At 37.0% G+C, this 23,578-nt stretch carries 20 protein-coding genes and 1 other RNA gene; 8 read left to right on the forward strand and 13 right to left on the reverse strand.

Going from position 1 to position 23,578, the window contains the following annotated elements; genetic code table 11:
• Window positions 1–237: 237 nt before the first annotated feature.
• The 4 genes from SCALIN_RS07475 to purD all read right to left on the reverse strand — a co-directional run bounded on the left by SCALIN_RS07475 (window position 238) and on the right by purD (window position 3,440).
• Window positions 238–1,200, reverse strand: a complete 963-nt coding sequence (locus SCALIN_RS07475) for a DUF4238 domain-containing protein (protein WP_096893892.1) — start codon at window positions 1,198–1,200, stop codon at window positions 238–240.
• Between the two features lie 123 nt (window positions 1,201–1,323).
• Entirely contained in the window at window positions 1,324–1,767 is a 444-nt protein-coding gene (locus tag SCALIN_RS07480) for a hypothetical protein (protein WP_096893893.1), read from the reverse strand.
• A 5-nt stretch (window positions 1,768–1,772) separates the two neighbouring features.
• Window positions 1,773–2,111 carry a hypothetical protein gene (locus SCALIN_RS07485; RefSeq protein ID WP_133111753.1) on the reverse strand — a complete coding sequence of 113 codons (339 nt, stop codon included), beginning with the start codon at window positions 2,109–2,111 and terminating at the stop codon, window positions 1,773–1,775.
• Window positions 2,112–2,171: 60 nt separating this feature from the next.
• Window positions 2,172–3,440, reverse strand: a complete 1,269-nt coding sequence (gene purD, locus SCALIN_RS07490; RefSeq protein ID WP_096894128.1) for a phosphoribosylamine--glycine ligase — start codon at window positions 3,438–3,440, stop codon at window positions 2,172–2,174.
• 239 nt (window positions 3,441–3,679) lie between these two features.
• On the opposite strand from purD, the gene SCALIN_RS07495 reads away from it, so the two are divergent.
• Entirely contained in the window at window positions 3,680–4,708 is a 1,029-nt protein-coding gene (locus SCALIN_RS07495) for a cache domain-containing protein (RefSeq protein WP_096893895.1), read from the forward strand.
• A gap of 238 nt (window positions 4,709–4,946) precedes the next feature.
• Here SCALIN_RS07495 and SCALIN_RS07500 read toward each other — a convergent pair whose 3' ends face one another.
• The 8 genes from SCALIN_RS07500 to SCALIN_RS07535 all read right to left on the reverse strand — a co-directional run bounded on the left by SCALIN_RS07500 (window position 4,947) and on the right by SCALIN_RS07535 (window position 14,819).
• The gene (locus SCALIN_RS07500; protein WP_096893896.1) at window positions 4,947–5,786 is read right to left on the reverse strand and encodes an MlaA family lipoprotein; all 840 of its coding nucleotides are present in this window, start codon (window positions 5,784–5,786) and stop codon (window positions 4,947–4,949) included.
• Between the two features lie 415 nt (window positions 5,787–6,201).
• Window positions 6,202–8,730 carry an efflux RND transporter permease subunit gene (locus SCALIN_RS07505; protein WP_203415395.1) on the reverse strand — a complete coding sequence of 843 codons (2,529 nt, stop codon included), beginning with the start codon at window positions 8,728–8,730 and terminating at the stop codon, window positions 6,202–6,204.
• A 70-nt stretch (window positions 8,731–8,800) separates the two neighbouring features.
• Window positions 8,801–9,421, reverse strand: a complete 621-nt coding sequence (locus tag SCALIN_RS07510) for a Tgt2/MlaC family protein (protein WP_096893898.1) — start codon at window positions 9,419–9,421, stop codon at window positions 8,801–8,803.
• A 308-nt stretch (window positions 9,422–9,729) separates the two neighbouring features.
• A complete protein-coding gene (locus SCALIN_RS07515; RefSeq protein WP_096893899.1) occupies window positions 9,730–10,407 on the reverse strand; it encodes a hypothetical protein in 678 nt (225 codons plus the stop codon).
• A gap of 111 nt (window positions 10,408–10,518) precedes the next feature.
• Window positions 10,519–11,625 (reverse strand): cyclic dehypoxanthinyl futalosine synthase, encoded by a 1,107-nt coding sequence (gene mqnC / locus SCALIN_RS07520; RefSeq protein WP_203415396.1) that lies wholly within the window; start codon window positions 11,623–11,625, stop codon window positions 10,519–10,521.
• Window positions 11,606–12,400, reverse strand: a complete 795-nt coding sequence (locus SCALIN_RS07525) for a menaquinone biosynthetic enzyme MqnA/MqnD family protein (protein ID WP_096893900.1) — start codon at window positions 12,398–12,400, stop codon at window positions 11,606–11,608. Before SCALIN_RS07525 ends, mqnC begins: the two co-directional genes overlap by 20 nt.
• Window positions 12,401–12,482: 82 nt before the next feature.
• A complete protein-coding gene (locus SCALIN_RS07530) occupies window positions 12,483–13,997 on the reverse strand; it encodes an Lcl C-terminal domain-containing protein (protein ID WP_096893901.1) in 1,515 nt (504 codons plus the stop codon).
• A 237-nt stretch (window positions 13,998–14,234) separates the two neighbouring features.
• The gene (locus tag SCALIN_RS07535; RefSeq protein WP_096893902.1) at window positions 14,235–14,819 is read right to left on the reverse strand and encodes a hypothetical protein; all 585 of its coding nucleotides are present in this window, start codon (window positions 14,817–14,819) and stop codon (window positions 14,235–14,237) included.
• A gap of 298 nt (window positions 14,820–15,117) precedes the next feature.
• Between SCALIN_RS07535 and alr the strand changes: the two genes are divergently transcribed.
• The 6 genes from alr to SCALIN_RS07565 all read left to right on the forward strand — a co-directional run bounded on the left by alr (window position 15,118) and on the right by SCALIN_RS07565 (window position 22,003).
• Complete coding sequence (gene alr / locus SCALIN_RS07540) at window positions 15,118–16,233, forward strand: alanine racemase (RefSeq protein ID WP_096893903.1); 1,116 nt, start codon at window positions 15,118–15,120, stop codon at window positions 16,231–16,233.
• A gap of 88 nt (window positions 16,234–16,321) precedes the next feature.
• Window positions 16,322–18,163: a DNA primase gene (dnaG, locus tag SCALIN_RS07545; protein ID WP_096893904.1), complete on the forward strand. Its 1,842-nt coding sequence runs from the start codon at window positions 16,322–16,324 to the stop codon at window positions 18,161–18,163.
• A gap of 38 nt (window positions 18,164–18,201) precedes the next feature.
• Complete coding sequence (gene rpoD, locus SCALIN_RS23615) at window positions 18,202–19,854, forward strand: RNA polymerase sigma factor RpoD (protein ID WP_096893905.1); 1,653 nt, start codon at window positions 18,202–18,204, stop codon at window positions 19,852–19,854.
• Window positions 19,855–19,885: 31 nt separating this feature from the next.
• Window positions 19,886–20,599 (forward strand): zinc ribbon domain-containing protein, encoded by a 714-nt coding sequence (locus SCALIN_RS07555; protein WP_096893906.1) that lies wholly within the window; start codon window positions 19,886–19,888, stop codon window positions 20,597–20,599.
• Window positions 20,600–20,995, forward strand: an RNA gene (gene rnpB, locus SCALIN_RS07560) — RNase P RNA component class A.
• Between the two features lie 84 nt (window positions 20,996–21,079).
• On the forward strand, window positions 21,080–22,003 hold the full coding sequence (locus SCALIN_RS07565; protein WP_096893907.1) for a peptidylprolyl isomerase: 924 nt from the start codon (window positions 21,080–21,082) through the stop codon (window positions 22,001–22,003).
• A 29-nt stretch (window positions 22,004–22,032) separates the two neighbouring features.
• On the opposite strand, the gene SCALIN_RS07570 is transcribed toward SCALIN_RS07565, so the two are convergent.
• Window positions 22,033–22,293 (reverse strand): hypothetical protein, encoded by a 261-nt coding sequence (locus SCALIN_RS07570; RefSeq protein ID WP_096893908.1) that lies wholly within the window; start codon window positions 22,291–22,293, stop codon window positions 22,033–22,035.
• 445 nt (window positions 22,294–22,738) lie between these two features.
• On the opposite strand from SCALIN_RS07570, the gene kdsB reads away from it, so the two are divergent.
• Window positions 22,739–23,551 (forward strand): 3-deoxy-manno-octulosonate cytidylyltransferase, encoded by an 813-nt coding sequence (gene kdsB / locus SCALIN_RS07575; protein WP_096893909.1) that lies wholly within the window; start codon window positions 22,739–22,741, stop codon window positions 23,549–23,551.
• Window positions 23,552–23,578 lie beyond the last annotated feature (27 nt).

Below are 23,578 nucleotides of genomic sequence, written 5' to 3' on the forward strand. Positions count from 1 at the left end.
CTGGTGAGCTTGCGTACTACCACTCTGCTTTGATCCTTAGAAACCTTTTCGGCTAAGCTCTAGCTAAAGCAATATTCTTGTTGTCTGTTTTGGTATTTCTCATCCTGCGCCTAAACGTCTGAGGTGAGGTGCGCCGTTTGGCGTGTAAAATAATGGAAAAAAATAAAATAAGCAAAGAATCTGAAATCTTAAAAATCGCAAGAGATAAAGGCGTCACCTCCAGTGACTGGTTAGCAATTATTGTACTGAAATAAACCTTGATATTTGCACACTACCGTCGCCATAGTATAGATTATCATAAGTAAATCCAGCGAAAATATTTTTTAACTTGCTTATGTATTTATGCAGATCGACACTAAATTTGTTTGAAAATATGTAGTTTTCTCCCATGATTATTGTTCTTCGGTTGTATTCATTTACTTGATCGCGCTTAGCCAAATACGAGCCGGGTTCAAGATGATGCCCTGCAACGACTAAAGTATCAGAGCTAAGAGGAAATGTTAGTTCAACCCCCTTGATTGCCAAACCAACCCCATAGGGTTTTAAATCATCATAGTTTGGATGAAATAACGCTACAGGGTTATCGGAGGTAACAAATGAATCTGGCTCACTAGCATAGTAGATTTGATAGCTAAGTTGCGATAGTAGACTAATACTCTCAGGTGAAAAACCAACCTCTATCATTTTTTCTATAATTTTCCAGTTCGATATTTTGATGTTTAAAGTTTCGTCAATTCTCTTGGACTCAAACAACTGCTGAAGAACCTCAGGAGGAGAGCCAAACTTTCCAGATCGATACATAATCTTGAAAGTGTCCAAAATCATTTTTCTGTGGCTGTTTTCAATATACGTTGCAAATACAGGAATTCGATATCTCATTAAAGAAATTAATTCTGATAGTTCTCTTATTTGAGAACACGGAATGTCCTTTGAATCAACAATCGATTGAACTAATTTTGCTTGCTTTGATTCAATTGTTGAAAATAGCGATTCGATTGTTTTATGATCATGCTCCTGATCGTGATCCAAAGAATGATAATCGCGAATACAACCCGTATTTGTTATTGCCGGGCTGTAGTGTTTCTGGGATCCTTTTTTTTCAATCTGCCAGATATGAGGCTTCTTACCTTTTTGAGGTAATATTTTAAAACCCTCCAAATAAAACTGTGGCAGATAATGATGTTTTCCGTTTATTGCGATATATTGGGCAAATCATGGAAAACAAGCCAGGGTTCCACCACAAACTATCTTTGCCGTTTTATTTTCTGCACTTCAACTTACTCCAAATATCTATCCAATCAGATTTGTTTTTTTCTTGCTGGCTTAAAATCTGTTCAGTAATGGCCTGATGAACCGGCCCTTTGGCATCACTTCAATAATCCCGATTGCGGCCCTTACAATGTTTGTCAGTTTACGAGAAAGCCTCATTGTTATCAGTCCTTTTTCAAATGACAGTTTATCCATTGAGATCATATCCCAGTATCTTAGATTCATCAGATTTTTTAAAAATATTTCTCTTAATTCAGGTATCTTATTAAGGTCGATAGTATGTGTGCCATCAGGATTAACCGTGAGCGAATCCTGACTGAAAATACTATCTTTTAAACCATCTCCTTTATTGTAAAAAATGCTGATGACTGACAAACTAAACCAGAAGAGAATCTTTGAATAGTAATTATTTGCTTTTTCTATTTTCTTTTCACCAAATTTAAACGTAACACTTCTTTTGTTCTTGTTGAAGATAAAATGCTCAACCGTAAATGGCATCTTTATTACACCATCAAAAAGGTTTTTTTTAACTCTATTAAAAAAGAAGCCTTTCCATCTTCACAGAAAACACTGATCGACCGTAAGCCCCTGTCTTCAATAGAGACTTCACGAAGGTAATCATTGACAAAATCTTCCCTGACTTTAAGGACGCCATTGTCGACATCGAGTGATATATTTTTGCCAAGTCTGGCAAGTGTTTTCAAAAGTTCAATATAAGCAGGCAATTTTTCCCTGATCTCTTCAGAAACACCCTTCGCTCCCCTGCCTAATTTGCCCGCTATATCTTTAATAGACAACCTGCTGTCTTTCATTTTTATCAGCATACTCAAAAGACTCGGCATTTCATCTCATTCGATCCGCCCGGCCCAGCCGTTCGGACGGGAAGAATTCCAGTACTATTATCAGGTGATAGCCTTATTCGCAATGTCCCTGCGATAGTGAGCGCCGCCAAATGATATCTTACTTACCGCTTCATATACCTTTCTCTGCGCATCCTCTATACCGTCACCACAGGCAACAACGTTTAATACGCGTCCTCCATTTGTTATGATGTCCCCGCCTTCTGATTTCGTACCGGCATGAAAAACAGATATATCTTTCTGGTCCTTTAATAAATCCAATCCGATTATTTGTTTGCCACTTTCGTAACTACCGGGATAGCCGCCGGAAGCCATTACGACACAAACCGATGCCTGTGAATACCAATCCAAATCTACCTTGTCCAGCTCTCCTGTAATTGTAGCCAGCATAATCGGGATGATATCGCTTTTCATTCGGGAAAGTATTACCTGTGCCTCCGGGTCTCCAAAACGAACATTAAATTCCAGCACCATTGGGCCGGATGCTGTTATCATCAGACCAATATAAATGACACCTTTATAAGGTCTTCCTTCTCTATTCATTGCATGGACTGTCGGTACAAGTATATCTCTCTCTATCCGGAGATACAACTCATCCGTCATTATTGGAACAGGCGAGTACGCTCCCATACCCCCTGTATTTGGACCTTTATCTCCGTCAAAAACAGTCTTATGGTCCTGGGAACTCTCCATGGCAACGATATTTCTCCCATCAGTAAATGCAAGCAGAGAAACCTCTTCTCCCCTCAGACACTCTTCTATTACTACCTGATTTCCCGCGTTACCAAACACTTTATCCTTCATAATAGAGTCTATTGCCTGTAGCGCTTCATCATTCGTTTTGCATACAAACACTCCTTTGCCCTTACTTAACCCATCTGCCTTTACTACTATTGGCGCCTCTTTAGATGAGAGGTAACGCCTGGCCTGTTGATAGTCATCAAAACACTGAAAGTCTGCGGTTGGTATGTTATGTTTTTTCAAAAGACACTTTGAGAACACCTTACTATCCTCTAAGATTGCGGCTTTTTTATCAGGGCCAAAAACCTTCAATTCGTATTTACTGAAAAAATCCACAATTCCCTCTACTAAAGGAGCTTCAGGTCCCACAACCGTAAGGTCTATCTTCTCTTTAACAGCAAATTCACAAAGAAGGGCCGTCTGTTCTGCAGATATATTGATACATTCGGCAAGCTCTGAAATACCCGGATTCCCAGGCGCACAATATATCTTACTTACAAGTGGTGACTGTGCAATTTTCCAGACAATACTATGTTCTCTTCCGCCACTTCCAATTACCAACACCTTCATTATAAATTCAGCTCCTATTGGCCCATAAGGGCAGGTTGTAAAATTTTTCTTAGTACCTGACAAACGCTATTCTATTAATGTTAAATAATTTGAGCAAGTAAATTGTTAGAAGTATTAAATATCAGTAAATTTTTTATTGGAGAAATTCTATTGTCAATGTTATATTCAATGCGGGCTTGTCTATGTTCAGGTAAGAAACCAATCATAATAGTTTTTACGATCTAATAAATAATATTTAAATGAGTATTAAAAAGATTTTTCTTACAATTGGTATAGCTTTTTCTATATTCTTAATAACCCTTCCACTGATAAGTTACAAGTACCTTAAAACCGCAGTAAAGTCTGCTGCTTTTAATCATTTACTCACCGTCAGAGGGTTGTTAAAACATGAGATAGAAAATTATTTTCAGGAGAGATTTGGAGACATAAATGTCCTCTCCAGGAATCCGGTAATCGGACAAGCATTTTCCAGACTATCAAAGGCGTTTCACGCTTCAGGACTGGAAGGTGAACAATATGTGAAGATTTCTGAGCTTTATCATCCTTTGATGGAGTATTATTTAACCGACTATGGCTATGTAAACTTATATTTTGTTGATACCGATGGGGATGTGATGTATTCCATAATTAGAGAGGAATTTACGGGGACAAATTTATTAACCGGAAGATATAAACAATTCAGTATAGGTCAGATATACGCGAATGGTTTAGACGGAGTAGCGTTTGAGGACTATACATGGCATGAAGCCCTGGAAGAATTTACTTCATACTTTGCTGCCCCTGTATACGACGGACAAATGCTGTTGGGCGTTTTAATAATCGAAATCCCGTTTTCTCATTTGGATGCTATTATGACCAGGAGAGAAGGTTTGGGGGAAACCGGAGAAATGTACCTTGTAGGTGACGATAGCTATATGAGGTCAAATTCCAGGTTCTCTGAAGAACCTACCGTGCTTCAGAAAGAGGTGGATACTATAGCAACAAGAGAAGCATTAGACGGGATAGAAGGAAAAAGGATAATAGAAGATTATCGAAGAATCCGGGTATTGAGTGTGTATACACCGTTGGATCTTAAATTTGTCAATTGGGCATTACTGGTTGAGATAGATGAAGAAGAGGCGTTTGCAGCGGTTAATACTGTTGAAAAAAGAGTGACAATACTTGGCTCACTGATCGCAAGTATAACCTTCCTGTATATTTATCTGGTAACCAGAAGGAAGAAAATAGATATGATTGCTGAATCTTTAGAAGAAGAAGCCAACGCTTGAACACATACTGCTCAATCCATTATAGAATACGTAAAGCGAAATAGAATATGTTCCACTGTTTCAAGAGGATTCCAGGCTGGACTCCTCTTGAAACAGTGGTGTGTTGAACAAACCGAAATTAACAGTACGAATTATTCATCGAACGAGCAAACATTTTCTCTCTCTACTCAGCATAGCCTTATTTAATCGCTATATAACAGGCAATAAACCTAATCAGAACTTTTGTGAGTTTTATTTATTACTCTTTTATCTTCTTTGTTCGATTCTGTGTATATGCATCCTGAATCGCTATATAAGGGTCTATTTGATTCTCTACCAGACCCTCATAAGTATCTCCTTTATCTATGGAAATATCATTAACAGCAATATAGCCCTTGGCCCCTATAGTTGCATAAGGGCTGACGAAAGAGAGGAGCGTTACCGGATCAAGAACAGTATCTACTATAAGCCCAAAGGCATCACGGATGTTAGATGGGCCAATAAAAGGTAATTCAAGAAATGATCCTGGTCCCAGATCATAATTTCCAAGAGTCTGTCCAAAATCTTCATCCTTTAGATCAAGATGAAAGTATTTCTTTGCCGGGTCAGTAAACCCTGCTCCACCTATGGTGGAATTAATTAGAAAGCGTGAAAATTCTGTACCGGCACCCTTAAATTTCCCCTGAAAGATGCAGTTGAAAAAACGCCCTGGCATTCTGACATTTGTAAAAAAATTCCTGACACCTAATCGAGCGACTTCAGGTATGACTGTCTTGTAACCTTTTGATAAAGGCCTGAAAAAGTAATAGTATAATTTATCATTAAAAGTGAACATTGCCCTGTTATAAGTTTGAAATGAATCTTTAACTTTAACAAAAGTTGTTGCTTCCATTGATATGTCTACATAATCTATATCCCCATCGATATCACTAGTATTTGTAGCGTCACTACTCTTATCGGCTGCAACAGCATTAACACCACTACTCTTGTTTACAGCAGGTTGTGCCCTTGATGCAGTAACATCTTCTGCGAACAGTGAAATATTAAACGTGTACATTGTTAAAACAAAAAAACACATCAATAAAACCAATTTCCTCATCTGTAAACTCCTGTATTTATAGCGATCATTAAAAAAAATAATGTATTAAGAATATATTGTAAAATTTGCAAATATTTAATTCTATTATAATTACTACAACTTTAGTTCTCAAATTCTAGCAAAATACTTTCAAATTGGCTACGATAATTTTTGCCAGAATTACTCAAAGTATTTCTATACTATAGCAATAATAATACCAATATTTTACTTTCGCGTACAAAAGTGCACTGCAACACATAACACATTGTAATATAAGCTGTTACACCATAAAGAAAATCATATAGAAACAATGGCCTTGAATACTTGTTGCGAAAAAAGCGTAAAAACTGCGGCCCTACACACAACTATTTACCACCTAAAGCGAAATAAATGCATGTATCGAAAAAAAAGAGTAGCCAAGCTTTACGGCACATATCTATTTTCCAAAAGGCTTAAATGCTATTATCAATCGTGGCAGTAATGTCAATGCAGTGATTAGCGCAATAAACATGGCAAGACTGGTAAGAAGCCCAAAAAGAATCGTCGGAATAAAATATGATAAAACAAGGATAGAAAAACCGGCAATAATTGTGAGGGATGTATAGTACATCGCATTTCCTATACTTCCGTGACAACGATGCATTGAATTCATATAATCTCTGTCAACTTGATACTCTTCCTTGAACCTGTGAATGTAATGAATAGTATCATCAACTGCAATACCAATACTTATTGCTGCGATAGTGATCGTTATAAAGTCAAGCGGTAATCCAGCCAGTCCCATCACACCAAGAACCGCTATGGCAGAAATTATATTAGGTATAATTGCAATCAGCGCTATCTTTATTGAGCGAAATAATAATGTAAACATCACCATTAAAGCAAGCACAACAAACCCAATCGTTAATATCTGAGAACTGAAAAGGCTTTGAAGCATGTTATTATAGAGGACCATCATACCTGCCAGGTGATACTGACGCTTCTGTAAACCAAGTTTATTCTCCATATCAGACGTAATCTTTTTGAGCAGATTGTCCCTTTTTAAACCCTTCAAGGAATCTTTTATCCGCACAGTCAAACGAGCCTGGTTATCAGGAATGGATATATAAGGGGTAAGAGCCATATCTTTAAAATTGTCAGGTAATTGAGTATAAAGTAGTGCAAGCTGGAAATCGTCAAGAGGTTCTCCTTTAGTAAATTGCTCCGCAACCTTTAACATTGTCCCCAAAGATAAAACTTTTCCAATCTCAGGTAAACTATCAAGATAATCATGGACTTTCATAATTTTAGCCATTTTATCAGACGTGAACCAGTATTTGTCTGAATTATCCTCCTCATATAACTCATCAAATTCATCAAATTCACCAAATCCGTCATTCCCTTCAAACTCATCAAGCTCGTCAACTTCACCAGGTTCTTTGCCTGGTTCAGCAATTACATCGCTATTTGCAAAAGAAATATCGTTTGCGTTCTGGTCTGTTTGCTGGTCAGTTTCATTAAAATTCACAAGAATATCCAGGGGAGTCGTCCCACCAAGGTTCTGATCAATAACCTTTAAACCCTGATAAATCTCAGTTGACTCTCGAAAATAATCGATAAAACTATTTTCTACCGTCAGTCTTGAAACACCGGCAACTATCATCACTACCAGCAAACCGGTTACAATAAATACCGTTTTTGCATAATTCTGGGTTACGTTTGCCAGGAAACGAGTAAACCCACCACAAAACTGTCTGTCCTCTCTTGTTTTACCTTTAGGAAGTAAACAGAGGATAGCAGGAAAGAGAAAAAAAGTAACTACAAGAGATACTACAAGCCCGACACTCATCATAAGGCCGAAGTTAATAACGGGTAAAATATCACAAATCAGTAGAGAACCAAAACCGGCAACTGTCGTTAACGTTGTATACAGGCAGGGAATAAATTTCGAAAAGACAGTCTCCTTAACTAATTCCATTTGAGACCACTCCGGATTGTCTACCTGCAATTCTCTAAACCTGACAATCAGGTGAATAGTCAATGCCATGGTAATAATAAGCTGCAGAGAGATAAAGTTTGATGATATGACTGTCACCTCCCAACCAAAAATACCGAGAATCCCAATCATTGCAAGTACGGAGAGAGTACAACAGAGTACTGGTAAGACTATCCAGCAGATTTTTCTGAAAATAATTCCAAGAGCTACAATCAAAAAGATGATAATGCCGATTCCGAATACTTCAAGGTCATTTTTGACGAATGTGATCAGATCATCAGTAATCATTGAAATTCCGCCAAGAAACAACTCAGCATCCTCTCTATAACCATCCATTATTCTACGAACCGAGGCAATATCACTGTGCCTCTCTTTATCCATGCGGATTTTACACGCTCTATATTCACGATTAAGCGCCTCAAGTTCAGAATGCTCTGCCGGAGTGATTGTATTGGTGGCCAGTTTCTGCCGCAGGCCACCTCTCCTGGAGAGAATCCTGTCATACTCATCATCCTCAGCAAAATGGACCATCAGAGCAGTCATCTTCATATCAGTACTAACTAAAAGTTCCTGATAAATCGGACTATTAGCTATCTCTTCCCGTGCAAGCTGTAAATCAACGTTCGGACTTTCCAGACTCTTAATATTTGATATCAACTCCTTGATGGGAACAGGAGGATTTCTTAAAAGTGGTACGTCAAGGAGAGTAAGAACAGAAGATACACGCTTAATCTCTTTTAATTTATCTCGTAATGACGCAAGTTTAGCAAGGGTCTCAGGAGCAAAAATCCCTCCATCTGGCTTATATGTTATAAACATATAACTGTGTGAACCGTATGTTTTGCTTATTTTACGGTAATATTTGAAATCTTTGTCATTCTCCAGTATCAAAGAATCTGCTGAGGCATCTATCCTGAAGTGCCTCGCGTTATATCCGAGATATGAAAACACACCAACCAACACAATAATGACAATAATTGGTTTAGTCAAAATGTACCTGGTGTAGAAGTTAAGAAGAGATGATCGCATAACAGTTAAGTAGCTAAAGTAAGGTGAGAAACTATAAACGAGGATTGCTGTTACAACTCTTTATTTTCTTTTTTTTATTTTTCTCTCTCATTTTTGCCAGTAAATCTTCAACATCACCGCTATTGAGAATGTGGGTATACTGAGACCGGTATGTATGAACCAGACTGACACCTTCAATGGTAATATCGTAAACCTTCCACCCTTCTTTAGTATTGGACATTTTGTATAACATCGAATACTTCTTACCCTTTGACAGCAGGGTTGTTGGTATCTGGATCTTCTTTTTTTTCACCATAGTCGCAGGCTCAAAGACTACCTCTTCGTCGCTGAAAAGATCTAACTTGTCAACATAAAAACCCTGAAACAGTTCAGTGAACAGGTTTATAAACTCACCCTTCTGCTTGTCATTAAATGCAGACCAATGTGCTTTACCTATAGATAATTTTGCCATCAATGGAAAACTAAAGACTGTGTTGGTAATCTTAATGACTTTGGTTTTTTTCTGGTCCATTGTCATCTCTTTATCTAACATTATCGCAAACACTTTATCAACAGACGACTTTAATGTTTTTTCCGCATCAGTTTCAACTTCCGCAACTACAACTTTAGATAACAAGAGAAATAACAACATAAAACAAGAGATCATTTTCATAGTTTACACCTTTACCTTTAATTAGTTTTCACATTAGTTTCACGTATACGGTATATATCCTTATATCGCATGATTGTTCTTGAATACTACTGATTAAATTCTCAACCATCTTAACACATTCAAACGAGAAAAAGATACTCACAATTCTGTTTTTTATAATACATTTTAAACAATCCAATTAAATCATCAATAACTATTGTTGTCAAGAAAGGAAAAAAAGGATATCCAGACAAGCATTTAAAAATCATATAAAAAACAATAATGCTGCCCGTAAAACGTCAAAATCAGTAGAGAGAAAAACCTGATTCTTAACGCCACCATATTTTTGACCGCAGATATTCGATCCATTTGAGTATTTCATGCTCAACATTTACTGCGTCATTTATCATTTTATTAATGTCACTATCAGGAAATGTTGATTTTGTTCTTACTATTTCAAGCGAATAGATGCAAATCCTGACATTCTTTAATGAACGTTTGCAATTTGCTATATTTCCACATAGCGTATCTCTTTCGTATCCCATACCATGCCCTCCTGCTATTTTTGCAGGGACCATAGAAGACGCGGAAATGGCCTCTAAAACATCCTCATCAATATCAATTTCTTTACGGTTAGTAAAATACTTGCTTAGTTTAACATAAAGATCATAACTCTTTTTATAAGCAAAAATACTTTTTATGTTTTCAACATCTTCTTCTGTTGTTTCCTCATATTCTACAGCATTATCAAAAATTTGATTTATCTCATAAACAATGCATTCATCTATATCCTCACAATTTTCACATGATTCATCTTTATGGCCGCAATCTTCGTACTTATGGCCCCACCCCATCTCTTTCGCTATAAGGTTGTCACAATCAGGATCGTTATGTAACGTCTCAAACAACTCAAAGTATTTTGCGGTGCGAACATCAGCCTTCTGCAAGAACCTCTCCCAGTCTGCTTCATCCCAATCCTTGTTTTCGTAAAATTCTTCTTCTTTCATATGGAAGTATTTCCAAATTGTTATAATACTACTAAACAAAATATGGTGCCAGTTTCCCAAATAGGCCTTTAATAAATAAGCCAGTCTGGAAAATTGACACTACTGTTTAGATCAGGGAGTGAGCTTCCCATTTCTGCTTATAATGTTGTAGTAACAATCTCTCTGCATCGCCTCAAAACCCAGATCTTCTATTAATGAAATCATTTCCTCTTTACTCATACGATAATCCACCCCGGCAGCCCTTACCACATTCTCTTCAATCATTGTACTTCCCAAATCATTTGCCCCAAACTTCAATGCAAGTTGAGCAATCTTTGATCCTTGTGTTACCCATGACGCCTGAATATTTGGAATATTGTCCAGAAACAGACGGGAAACAGCAACTGTTCTGAGGTAATCAAATCCACCAATTTTAAAGCCTGTCATCTTCTCAGCAGATAAGAACAAGGCTGTATTCATTGGCTGGAATGTCCAAGGGATAAATGCCGTAAAGCCTCCGGTATCATCCTGTAATTGTCTGATCTTTTCAAGATGTACAATTCTCTCCTCCAGAGTTTCAATATGTCCGAACATCATTGTTGCCGTACTTTTTATTCCTGACAGGTGAGCTTCTCTCATTACACGCAACCATTCATCGGCAGAACACTTATACGGGCTTAATATACCTCTGCATCTGTCAGTAAGTATTTCAGCTCCACCACCGGGAATAGTATCAAGTCCCGCGTTCTTTAATAAGGCCAGGATTTCTTTTGAAGACAGATCATTCAGCTCCGAAAGATGCATTATTTCCGGAGGGGAAAAAGAGTGAATGTGAATATCAAACTTCTCTTTAATTGACGTTAAAAGATCGATATAAAATTCTATCTTCAAATCCGGATGCAAACCTCCCTGCATTAATATTTGTGTACCGCCAAACGAAATCGTCTCTTCAATTTTCTTAAAGATTTCATCTTTAGACAGTACGTAACCATCACTGTGATCATTATCTCTGTAAAAAGCACAAAACGTACAACCGGAAGTACAGACGTTCGTATAATTTATGTTACGGTCTACTACATATGTCCTGTATTGCTCGGGGTGGAGTTTCTGGCACAATCTGTCTGCTGCTGTTCCCAAACCTATCAAATCGTGTGAACCTATGAGGTTTACTCCGTCTTCGAAAGACAATCTTTTTTGAGAACAGATATTTTCAATCACCCTATTGATTGTAGAATTCAATCTTTACCCCATCCTTAACTTCTCCCATTTCGAGGGCGTAATTATAAAATGACTTAAGGCCACGAATTTCCTGCTCATCCAGATTATATTTAATCGACTCCTTGAGATACCAGAGACAACGCTCTTTTTTCATTCCCAGCCTGGCCGCTTCAACATCTGCGATTTCGTCTAAAGACTTAATTCCACACTCTTTTGCATCAATAATAAGTTTGCTGAGTCCTTGTAATCCGGATCCGGATTTTGCTACCCATACTGCGTAAACAAAAGGTAGCCCCGTTAACTCCTTCCACTCCTGTCCCAAATCCAAGACAATAAAACCCTCTTCCCGTACATTCATAGCATCGTCTCCAATGACAAGAAAGGCATCCGCGTATTCATTATAAATTTTCTGTTTGTCTTCCAGTACAATGTATTCCGGCTTCAAAGAGTACTTCTTGCCGAGAATAACTTTTGTAAGAACACACGATGTCATAGAATCTCTGTCCAGAGCAACAGTTCTGATTTTTTCAATTGAAGGCACTTTAATAAATAACTTCACACTTTCTACCAAACCATTTGAAGCGATGGCACTTCCCGGAATGATTTCATAACCGGTACTTCTAAAATATCCCACAGATGGCATTGAGATCAGGTCCAATTCATCATTTACAAGCATTTCCGGTAAAACCGACGGAACACCATACACGATATCTATCTGGTCTGCTTTTTTTAGAAAACCATATATAAATGGTTTCGCATTCATATATGGGACAACACCAATCTTCAATTTGTCCATTTTATTGAGTTTCTGTAATCCAAGTTAAAACCAAGTATTATATCTGTAAAGAGATAAGGAAGCAATGAGAAAGAGCAAATATTTATGGATTACAATAATTACAGGGCAAACCACCTGCTTTACCTGCATCCTGAGGTGATTCATATTCTACCAGATTTCCTGTATTATAGAGAACGGAACAATTCATTTTGTGATACACATTAGAGTCTTTTTGAGTAAATACATTATATGTTTTTCTTTCCAAAACAACTCCTTTATTTATGCCAGTGGAAGATGTTCTGTTTTCTCCTTTAGATTTGTCAGTCTTCAATACCTTCCGACGTTTCACCGTACGTACCGGACGTACAACATAGTAGTTGATATCATCGCTAATGTTACTCCAGTGCACGCTTCCGTTACCGAATTCTACGTCCCAGGCACCATCCGGCCCACAACTGTCGCCTGTCCAAATCCAACTTTGATTTATATCAAAAGCAGTATCTATATGCAGGCCATTAATCCTCTCACCCGGTTCTATTAAGGTTGCCGCTTCTTCTAAAGTCGGTAACCTCCAGTCATAATGGCCGGCATATCCTTTATTATTCAGTCTCTTTACCCATTTCTTCGCTTCTGACCATCCCATATATTTATCAGAGCCAGACTGGTGCCACATTAAGCCGGTTGCATTATCTATTACAACATTATCACCATTTAAATAACTTTTTTCATACTTATGTTTAATTGTACTGTAACCATAAAATCCCCATTTTTCATCACTACGAATTGAAATATATGGCATCGATTGTACTTCCGACACCGATAAATCAGAATAAAAAGAACGAAGCTCTACGTTTGATTCCTTAGCACCAATAACATCAACTATTTTACGTTTCTGGAGATCTGTTACAGGAGGCATTTCTGTATCTTCAACAATAAGCCATAGTTTTTCATTTTGCAGCATTGCCGAGGAGACTTCATCGCCTTTGAGCCTCTGTAAAATACCTGAACGCAACGGGCGCACAAAGCGAAAATTGAGGGTCGTATTCATCCATCCTACGCTACCTTTATGAAGCCGAACTTCCCACACACCTCTATTGATACCTATTGACCACACATCACTATCACCAGATTTGAAACTGTCGCCCGTCCATATCAATTTTTGTTTTTTATCAAATACAGAGTCAATGTATAGACCATCGTTATTCTTTGTCGATTCTAATAACGTTAAAGCCTCTTCTACGGTAGGCAATCTCCAGTCACTATATCCGGCATAACCTTTCTCGTTCAAATCAGTTAACCACGCACTTACTTTTTTCCAACCCAAATGTTTTTCAGAACCAGACTGGTGCCATGTTAAACCAGTAGAATGGTCCACTACAACCTGATCTCCATTTATAGTTTTTTCTTCGTAATTATGATTAACCGTACTGTGACCAAAAAAACCCCATTTTTTCACTTTTCGTATCGATTTATGAGGTAATTGTTGCACTTGAAAAGCCGTTAATTCAGTATAAGTCGAACGCAAGTGTATACCTGCTCCCTCTGTTGTCTGAATAATAGAAGAAGCAATAAAAATGAATATTTCTGCTAACGCAAATACTATTATTTTCTTTTTCATGCTATTTATTCATAATTAATAGGGAGGGTTATCATTTTTCTTCACAAAGAATGACAGGAAGGAGAGATGGATTAAATTCAGTAAAGCAGACATAGACCATCACATAAAGAAAACCAGAGAAGCTGTATACGATTGAAGGTTCTTCGCTTTGTTATAGAATAACAGAAACCCCGGCAGATTAACAAAATATCTTACAACATAACAGGAAGTTAAAGTACTATCCAATATATATCCAAATTAATTCTCAATCAAAATGATTTTTTTTGAGGTCAATCGAGAGATAGTTTCAGCGTAAGAGAGAATCACCTCTTTTTTAGGGTTTCTATCAAAATATAATTTGCCCAGCTCTTTACTGTTCAAACTCATCAGCCAATACCCTGCTCGAATTCCTTTACCCGTACCCCTTGCCGCTTCCCTCTGCATGGCAATAGTCTTACTATTACATACATTTTCCACTATAATTTCGTCTATTTTATCAAATTTAATTTTTTTTACCCAGATCTGGAAGAAGAATTTAAACCTGATGCAAATCTCCCCTAATTCTTTATCTACGACTATCTTTTTATCATAAAAGAGCAAAAAGAAACCAAGAAGAGGAAAAAGTATCAGTGTCCCAATAATAGCGAAAAAGAGGGCCTTATCTATAAATGAATTCGAATAGTAGAGAAGCCACAAATATATTGAAGCGGCTTTGTACATAATAAAAAAAACCACGCTTAGACCCAACATCATCACTCCCATTGCTTTGGGAAACCTGGAACGAGCCATAAGAACTTTGTTTTCATCTGTTTTCGTAATTTGTAATGTTACGACTAATCCCATAGACAGTTACCTTTCTTTGCGTGTTTTAACCGTGTAGATTTTAGCCGGTATCTAAAATGCGTCAACTAATTTTTAAAAAACATTGTTTTTTTATTTAAGAGGATTAGAATTATCACGTATCAGGAACACAGAAGCTGCGTATGGGGGTATCTGCGACACTCCCATTGCAAAAGGAGCCACAACTCCCTTTGTTTAAGGGGGATTAAGGGAGTTCTAATGAGCTGGCAAATATTTCTTTTGTGCCTGATACCACATGATATTTTTTCACGGACCCTAAATCGTGAGGAACTTAAAATCAATGAGTGAAATTACGTGGATTGAAGTAGATCTCAATGCGATTGAGCACAATCTTAAGAAAATTAAGAATAGAGTTGGATCGGAAACAAAAATCCTCGCCATTGTCAAAGCTGATGCATATGGACACGGTGCTGTCAAGGTCTGTCAGACTCTGGAACAAAATGGCACAGATATGCTTGGCGTGGCATATCCGGGGGAGGGGATAGAACTAAGAAAAAATAGCATTAATACACCCATACTTATACTGAACCCTGTTTTATCAGAACAGATAGAAGATGTTATACAACACTCACTTACAGCAACAGTAAGCAGTCTTGATATGGCTCATGAAATATCAATAACTGCAAAAAAATCTCAACGTAACGTAAAGGTTCACGTTGAGATAGATACTGGCATGGGAGGTGCGGGTCTTTGTCCCGACAAAGCTTTACATTTAATTAAAGCACTATTATTAATCGATAACCTGGAGATTGAAGGAGTGTTTACTCACTTCAACTCATCTGATGAAAGAGATAAATCTTTTACCTATGAACAAAATAGAAAATTTAAAGAAGTCATTAATCAGCTTGAAAATAATAAGATCATCATCCCATTAATACATGCCGCTAACAGTGCTGCAATACTAGATATACCTGATTCTCGATTTAATATGGTAAGGCCAGGGTTATTACTTTACGGTATATTCCCATCAAAACATGTATCAAGAAATATTGATTTGAAACAAGCCATGAGCTTCAAGACAAGGATAATTAACCTTAAGCAGCTCAACCCGGGAAGTGTGATTGGTTACGGCAGGACATATGAGATACAACGGCAGACAACCGTGGGGACAATACCAGTTGGCTACAAGGATGGATTCAACAGATGTTTTTCAAGCATTGCTAATGTGCTTATTAGTGGAAAGCGCGTCCCAATCATTGGCCGTGTCTGTATGGACAGGTGTTTCATAGATGTAACTAATCTTTCTGATGTAAAGATTGGAAGCGAAGTTTTACTACTGGGGACTCAGGACACCGAAACAATTTCAATAGAATCAGCAGCGAACTTAATAGGAACTATTCCATACGAAATTGCATGCAACATAGGAACAAAAACTCAAAAAAAGATGTATACATAAATACTTTCTACTGATATACTTAAGAAAGTCTTGACTTTTATTAATATTATGGTAATTTTAATGAATTTTGATAAATTCGTAATAGATTATGGCTCCTTTTATTGCACAGGAAAAAATATCTGAGATCCAGAGGTCTATAAATATAATAGATATAGTTTCTGACTATATTGCGCTTAAGCAAGCGGGAAAGAACCATCTGGGATTATGCCCGTTTCATCATGAGAAGACTCCATCATTCACCGTTAATGAAGAGAAACAGATATATAAGTGCTTTGGTTGCGGAGAAGGTGGGACCATCTTTAACTTTCTGATGAAACAAGAGTCTTTGACTTTTCCGGAGGCAGTTAATGTACTTGCAGAAAAAGCTAATATCAGAATTGATATAATTGGTAAAAAGGAGAAACATCAGGGTCCGAACATTTTATTTAAAGCTAATGAGCATGCAACACGCTTGTTTGTTGATATGTTATTAAAAACTAAGGAAGGTAAACGACCAAGAGATTATATTTCAAGCAGATCAATAAACGACAATTCAATCAGGAAGTTCAAGCTGGGATATTCTCCTAACCGTTGGGATTCGATATTAAACCTGTCAAAGAGATGGGGTATAGAAACAGAGTTACTTGAAAAAGCCGGGCTGATTATAAGAAAGCAGGATAAGTGTTACGACCGTTTTCGAAACAGATTAATGTTTCCTATTTTTGATTCTCAAAACAGACCTGTAGGCTTTGGAGCAAGGGCACTGGACAACTCATTACCAAAATATCTTAACTCTCCGGAAACACCAATTTTTAGTAAAAGTAAAACACTTTACGGGATTAATCTGGCTAAAGAGCCTATGAGAAAGAACCGGAAAGTCTTACTAATGGAGGGTTATACTGATGTTATAATAGCTCACCAGCATGGGATTGATTGGTCAATTGCAGTTCTCGGCACTGCGCTAACACGAGAACACGTGAGGATGTTAAAGCGTTATTGTGATAAGGCTATTCTTGTCTTTGATGCAGATACAGCAGGACAAAAATCTTCTGAAAAAAATTTGGATGTCTTTATAGAAGAGGATTTTGATGTAAATATTGTTCTTTTACCTGAAGGCTATGACCCATATGACTACATTGTTAAAAATGGTAAGCAGAAGTTCCTGGAACAAGTTGAAAAAGCATATGATTTTTTCAGCTTTAAAACAAAACTTTCAGAGAAAAAGTGGGACATGTCTTCAATTTCAGGAAGGACTTCTGCAATAGACGACATCCTATCAACCGTTATTAAAATCCCAGATATTTTGAAGCGTGATTTGACCATTAAGAGAGTCGCGGAAGAGATGTTTATTGATGAACTGCTTATTCGCAACCGTTTAAATACACTTAATGGTTCAACTAAGTTTAATGGTATAAAAAGAAGACAAACTGAGGCAAAACAGTCCCAGGATCAAATAGCAGGCAAATTAAATAAGACTAAATCAGCTGACTATCAGGTTGAAATGTCCATTCTTTGCTTAATGATCAACAGAAATGATTTAATAGAAAAGGTGGAGACGGAAATAGGCTTTGATAGTTTCAGAAACAACGAAATCCTGAGTATTGCGAAAAACATATCTGAAATATATTCTAATAAAGGGAAAGTTATATTAAGTGATATTTTCCCGATGCTAGATTCACCTGAGATGAGCAGAGAAATGGTTGATACAATCTCAAAACAGGAATCTTTGGAAGGGTGTCTTATCTCAGGAAATGCTGATACAGGGGAAAAAATGCTTAAAGAATGTATTCAGTATATCAGGAAGAAGAAAAACAGGAAGAGCCAGGAGCAGGCCAAAAAGAAAATGTCAGACTTGTACAGGTCACAAGGAAATAAACAAGAAGTTGACCAAATACTTGCCGGATTCCACAAAAAAAGTATTACTTTTCACTCTTTCAAAAAATCCGGATAAAATAACTTTCAGTACTTATTAAATAGGAGACTCTTTAAATGGACAAAACGAGTCAAAAGATTAAAGCACTTGTAATAAAAGGTAAGGAAAAGGGATTTTTAACTTACGAAGAATTAAATGACATTCTGCCGGATGACACTTTAACCCAGCCTGGAAAGATCGATGAAACATTGATAATGCTGGATGAGTTGGGTATAGATCTTATTGAAGAGTCTGAAATAGAGGCGCGTGATGCTGAAGATGACGATGATGATTCAAAAGATGATGCAAAATCTAAAATAAGTATAGTTGCAGGCGCTTCAGAAAAAATTGATGACCCAATAAGGATGTATTTAACACAAATGGGAGTCATTCCTCTATTATCACGGGACGAAGAGATAGCACTAGCCAAAAAAATAGAGATGACAAGAAAGAATTTTCATAGAAAAATACTTAAATCTGATTATTCACAAGAAGTATGTCTAAAGATACTGGATGATATCACTAATGGAGAGTTGCCTTTTGATCGTACCCTCGCAATTAATATCGAATTTGATAATCAGAAAGAAAAACTTCTTAAACAATTCCCAATACACTCAAAAGCATTGAGAACGCTTTTAAAGAAAAATAGAGAAGATTATGGTCAATTAAGACTTAAGAGGACTTCTGCAAAAGACAGGTACAGGCTTCTTAAAAATGTTAGAAATCGCCAGAGAAAAGGTTCTGCAATTATCGAAGAATTGTGCATACGCACTAAGAAACTACAGCCAATAATGAAGCGTTTGCAGGAAACTTCTTCCGGAATGAATAGTGCAAAGAAACAGATTTTATTGTGTGAAAAACGTGACAAGATGAAGGGTAAGTTAAAAGACCTGAAAGCCAAACTGAATGAATATGAAGATTTGATGCTTGAATCTCCTGAACGCTTAAGCCAACGAGTTGAATCCATCGAAAGAATTTATAGAGAGCATGAAATTGCTAAGAGGAAACTATCAAGTGCAAATCTGAGGCTGGTAGTAAGCATTGCGAAAAAATACAGAAATCGCGGACTCAGTTTTCTGGATCTCATACAGGAAGGAAACACTGGACTGATGAGGGCAGTTGACAAATATGAGTACAGAAGAGGTTATAAATTCAGCACTTATGCTACCTGGTGGATAAGACAGGCCATAACCCGCTCGATAGCCGATCAAGCAAGGACTATCCGAATACCTGTACATATGATTGAGACAATGAGTAAAATCAGAAACGTTTCTAAGAAACTATTACAAGAGAATGGTAGAGAACCTAGTATTGAAGAGATGGCAAAGGAAATAAAGATATCTGTGTCCGAAGCCAGAAGGGTGTTAAAAATTTCAAGACATCAAATTTCTCTAGACAGGACTGTGGGAGAAAGCGCTGATAGCGCTTTTGGTGATTTTATTGAAGATGATAAAGCAGAATCTCCTGTTTCTGCCGCCGCCCAGGAAATGCTTAAAGAGAAGATAGAAAGCGTACTGGACACACTTACTTATCGTGAACGGGAAATAATTAAACTCCGCTATGGAATTGGAGATGGATATACATATACTCTTGAAGAAGTTGGTAAAAGATTTATGGTAACTCGCGAAAGAGTAAGGCAAATTGAAGCAAAGGCAGTTAGAAAATTGCAGCATCCTATCAGAAGCAGAAAGCTGGAAGGGTTTTTAGATAGTGTCGGAGAAGGTAAGTAAATAACATATTTCACGGATACGGGAAGAGGTAATGATTGAAAAATTTGAAGTATTAAAAAGATTACAGTCGCTGAAAAATAAAATAAATGAATTAGAGGCATCTCAAGAACGCATGAAACAGGATGTCCAGAAAAAGAAAGACCAGATAGAGAACGAAAAAGCTGTTGCTGAAAAGAAACATGAAGAGAAAAAATCAGTGCAGAAGGAAATTGACAGAAAAGAACTGGACCTAAAAACTAATGAAGGGGAATTAACCAAGTATAATGTTCAGTTAAATTCTATCAAAACAAATAAAGAGTATTCTGCTTTAGTTTCTGAAATAGGTAGCAAAAAAGCAGATATGTCGATATTAGAGGATGAAATCCTGAACACGATGTCAAGATTGGAAACAACAAATCAAGAGTATGAGAAAGCAACAGAGCATCTAAGGAATGAAGAAGAAAGCCTGAAAAATCTTATAAAAAGTGTGGATGCTGAGATAAAGGAGGCGGATGAAGAGATTGAAAAGGTTAAGAAGGAACAGGAAAAGTACATAGACTTATTAGATGAACACTCACTAAAGCATTATAACCGGTTATCAAGTATAAAAGGTGGTAAAGCTATAGTGCCGGTAATTGGCAATGTGTGTGGTGGCTGCTTTATGAATATCAGAACACAAACATTAAACGCTCTTATGAGCAGTAAAGATCTTGTTTTCTGTCAAAGCTGCAGTCGAATACTCTATCTTGATGAAAATAACGATTAAGAAGCAGGCAGGATGACCGCTTCAATTATTATTCATATGTCTAATCGTTGAAGAGGAAAGTCCGAGCTCCATAGGATACAGCGCTCTGTAACGCAGAGTGGGAGTGATCCCAAGGAAAGTGCCACAGAAAATATACCGCCCTGCGTGAGAGGCTGAAAGACCATCCACAGGGTAAGGGTGAAAAGGTGGGGTTCAATATAGGACTTAATGTAAGAGCCCACCGCTCTCTGAGTGATTGGAGAGGCATGGTAAACCCCGCTGGGAGAAAGGCTAAATAGAGAGGAATAAAGTAATCCGCTTTTAAACCTCCGGGTAAGCCGCTTGATTCCGATGGTAACATCGGAACTAGATTAATGGTCATCGAAAACAGAACTCGGCTTATGGCCTGCTTCAGTTCTTATATAATGCTAAATCATAGATAAGACATTATCATTTAGCATTTTTTTTATTTTCTAACTTTTTTTAAAAGGACCAAGTGTTATGAAGAACATAGCTTTTATATTTGGTACAGTACTTGTTACTCTCAGTATGATTAGTAACAATGCAGTCTTTGGTTCAGGTGCTAAGTTGAATAAAAAGGTGGTGGCAGTGGTAAATGGTAGCAAAATAAGCCGTGATACACTTGCCAACGTACTGATAAATATATACGGAAGCGAAGGTCTGGAGCGTATAATAAGAAGAACTCTTGTAAAACAGGAAGCAAAGAAACGTAATGTTACGGTAACGGAAAAGGAAATTGCCGAAAGGATTGAATTACATATTAATGGCCAAATTCAACAACAAATGAAACAAGGCGGCTTGAAGGACGAGCAAGACCTTAAACGTGAACTTGAAAAAGCTGGTATGACCCTGGAGCAGTATAGAAAAAACATATCCAAGATGTTTAAACTTACGCATGGCCAGGTCGAAGCTGAGTTATTAGCTGAGAAAATTATAGAGCAAACAGTGAAAATTACAGACGATGAACTGCATGAAGTTTTTGAAGAACAACTTGGAGAAAAAATTCTTGCCAGGCAGATTGTGTTTCGTACTATGAGAGATGCGGAAAGCAACCTGGAAAGGCTTAAATCAGGAGCAAATTTTGAGTCACTGGCAAAGAAGGAATCTATTGATAGAAATTCCGCTTCTCGTGGCGGTAAAATGCGTCCCTTTGGTCCGCAAGGGGTTATGGGAAAAGCAGTAGCAAATTTAAAAAATGGAGAAATCAGTGATATCGTAAAGACTGATAGTGGATACCATATCATTAAGCTTGAAAAACGAATACCGAGAAGCACTAAAAAATTCAGTGAAGTAAAAGACGATCTCGTAAAGCTTGTCACTGTGCAAAAAGTACAAACCAGATTAAATCCATGGCTTATAAATCTTGCTGAAAGTGCAGAGATTACAAGGAATCTACCCGAATAAAAATCAGAATCCTTGATTACATCCAATTATTATGTAGAGATTTTTACATTATTTACATGGTCTTGTACATAATCATTCAGTGCTTCCATTGCAATTAAATTTGCTATACGTTTGTTTGCACAAACCTTATCTGCTTCATCCGTAAAAATGGTGACTAAATCCATTATCGTAAAATGCGTACCATCATGGATATTTACTATATTTGTATTTAGTCTGTTGGTTCTAATCGTATTTGTCATCCTGGCATCATCTGTATCATCGCTTAAGCTGTAGTATAAATTTTCTAACATAGTCTGTTCTCTCCTTTTTAGATAGATTATAACAATCTCTTTGACGCATATACACAGCAACAGAGATGCCGTTACACACTAATATTATTGTACTATTTTTTTGTTTTTTTAAGTGCTGAATTTTTAATAGTTTATGGATTGTAAAAAACCATAAACTTGATTTTATCGATTATATATTGATATGTCTTTGTTTAAAATTTATACTCTTTCTGCCTGATCAGTCTCGATATAGATATGCCTTACAACCCTTACACAAATAAAATCAGAAATTTGATTATATAAATAACGATATTTTAAGTCTTTGAAAATTAAGGATTTAGCCTGTTATTTTAGTTGACTGCATACTTGTTATCGTTATAATGTGCTTTTTAGAAATGAATATAATAAATAATTTTTTTTCAATAGAGTAAGTAATCTAATTAATAATGCTCTATTATAAATAAATATGTCAAAGACGGCGGCAATTATTCCTGCACGATATGCATCGACCAGGCTTCCAGGTAAATTAATTAAAAGCGAAGCCAGTGAACAAACAGGCAAGTATCTTATTGAACATGTATACAATAAAGTAATGGAAGCGGAAAAAGTTAATGAGGTTGTTATAGCGACAGATGACGAACGCATAGCTGAAGTGGTAAGGAGCTTTGGTGGATGTGTCAAAATGACGTCTATAAATCACTCTTCAGGAACAGACAGAGTTGCAGAAATAGCATCAACTCTTGATGTTGATTATGTCGTGAATATACAGGGAGATGAGCCGGATATTAAAGGGAGTATGATAGACGATTTGATTGACGCAATGTCTGGGGAAAAGGAAGCGGTTGTTTGCACATTTGCAAACACGATAAAAACAGTTGATGAGTTCGTTGACCCAAATGTGGTAAAAGTTGTAATAGATAAAGATAATTATGCATTGTATTTTTCCAGGGCGCCAATACCTTTTATCAGAGATGGAAATATTCATTCAAACTTTTCCATTGCAGAAGAACAAACCCTGGATGAAGTTTATTACGGAAGCAAAACATCATTTCATTTTTTAAAACATCTTGGTATATACATGTACCGTAAGGAATTTTTAATGGCATTTTCCAGCTTACCAATACCAGAGGAAGAAGAACTGGAAAAGTTGGAACAACTCAGAATTCTCTTTAATGGATATAAAATTAAAGTTGTCGTTACACCCTTCAACTGTGAGGGTGTAGACACACCAGAAGATTTCGAACGGTTTCTGGAGAAATATCGTAATGATTCTGTGTAATCTGTGGTTAATTTAATAGAGGTTTTT

It is taken from the genome of Candidatus Scalindua japonica, assembly GCF_002443295.1.
Taxonomy (GTDB): Bacteria; Planctomycetota; Brocadiia; order Brocadiales; family Scalinduaceae; genus Scalindua; species Scalindua japonica.

Coding starts and splice junctions, on each gene's coding strand:
- SCALIN_RS07480 (WP_096893893.1), bottom strand. CDS start 1,767: ATGCCATTTACGGTTGAGCATTTTATCTTCAACAAGAACAAAAGAAGT.
- SCALIN_RS07485 (WP_133111753.1), bottom strand. CDS start 2,111: ATGCCGAGTCTTTTGAGTATGCTGATAAAAATGAAAGACAGCAGGTTG.
- purD (WP_096894128.1), bottom strand. CDS start 3,440: ATGAAGGTGTTGGTAATTGGAAGTGGCGGAAGAGAACATAGTATTGTC.
- SCALIN_RS07495 (WP_096893895.1), top strand. CDS start 3,680: ATGAGTATTAAAAAGATTTTTCTTACAATTGGTATAGCTTTTTCTATA.
- SCALIN_RS07500 (WP_096893896.1), bottom strand. CDS start 5,786: ATGAGGAAATTGGTTTTATTGATGTGTTTTTTTGTTTTAACAATGTAC.
- SCALIN_RS07510 (WP_096893898.1), bottom strand. CDS start 9,421: ATGAAAATGATCTCTTGTTTTATGTTGTTATTTCTCTTGTTATCTAAA.
- SCALIN_RS07515 (WP_096893899.1), bottom strand. CDS start 10,407: ATGAAAGAAGAAGAATTTTACGAAAACAAGGATTGGGATGAAGCAGAC.
- SCALIN_RS07525 (WP_096893900.1), bottom strand. CDS start 12,400: ATGGACAAATTGAAGATTGGTGTTGTCCCATATATGAATGCGAAACCA.
- SCALIN_RS07530 (WP_096893901.1), bottom strand. CDS start 13,997: ATGAAAAAGAAAATAATAGTATTTGCGTTAGCAGAAATATTCATTTTT.
- SCALIN_RS07535 (WP_096893902.1), bottom strand. CDS start 14,819: ATGGGATTAGTCGTAACATTACAAATTACGAAAACAGATGAAAACAAA.
- alr (WP_096893903.1), top strand. CDS start 15,118: ATGAGTGAAATTACGTGGATTGAAGTAGATCTCAATGCGATTGAGCAC.
- dnaG (WP_096893904.1), top strand. CDS start 16,322: ATGGCTCCTTTTATTGCACAGGAAAAAATATCTGAGATCCAGAGGTCT.
- rpoD (WP_096893905.1), top strand. CDS start 18,202: ATGGACAAAACGAGTCAAAAGATTAAAGCACTTGTAATAAAAGGTAAG.
- SCALIN_RS07555 (WP_096893906.1), top strand. CDS start 19,886: ATGATTGAAAAATTTGAAGTATTAAAAAGATTACAGTCGCTGAAAAAT.
- SCALIN_RS07565 (WP_096893907.1), top strand. CDS start 21,080: ATGAAGAACATAGCTTTTATATTTGGTACAGTACTTGTTACTCTCAGT.
- SCALIN_RS07570 (WP_096893908.1), bottom strand. CDS start 22,293: ATGTTAGAAAATTTATACTACAGCTTAAGCGATGATACAGATGATGCC.
- kdsB (WP_096893909.1), top strand. CDS start 22,739: ATGTCAAAGACGGCGGCAATTATTCCTGCACGATATGCATCGACCAGG.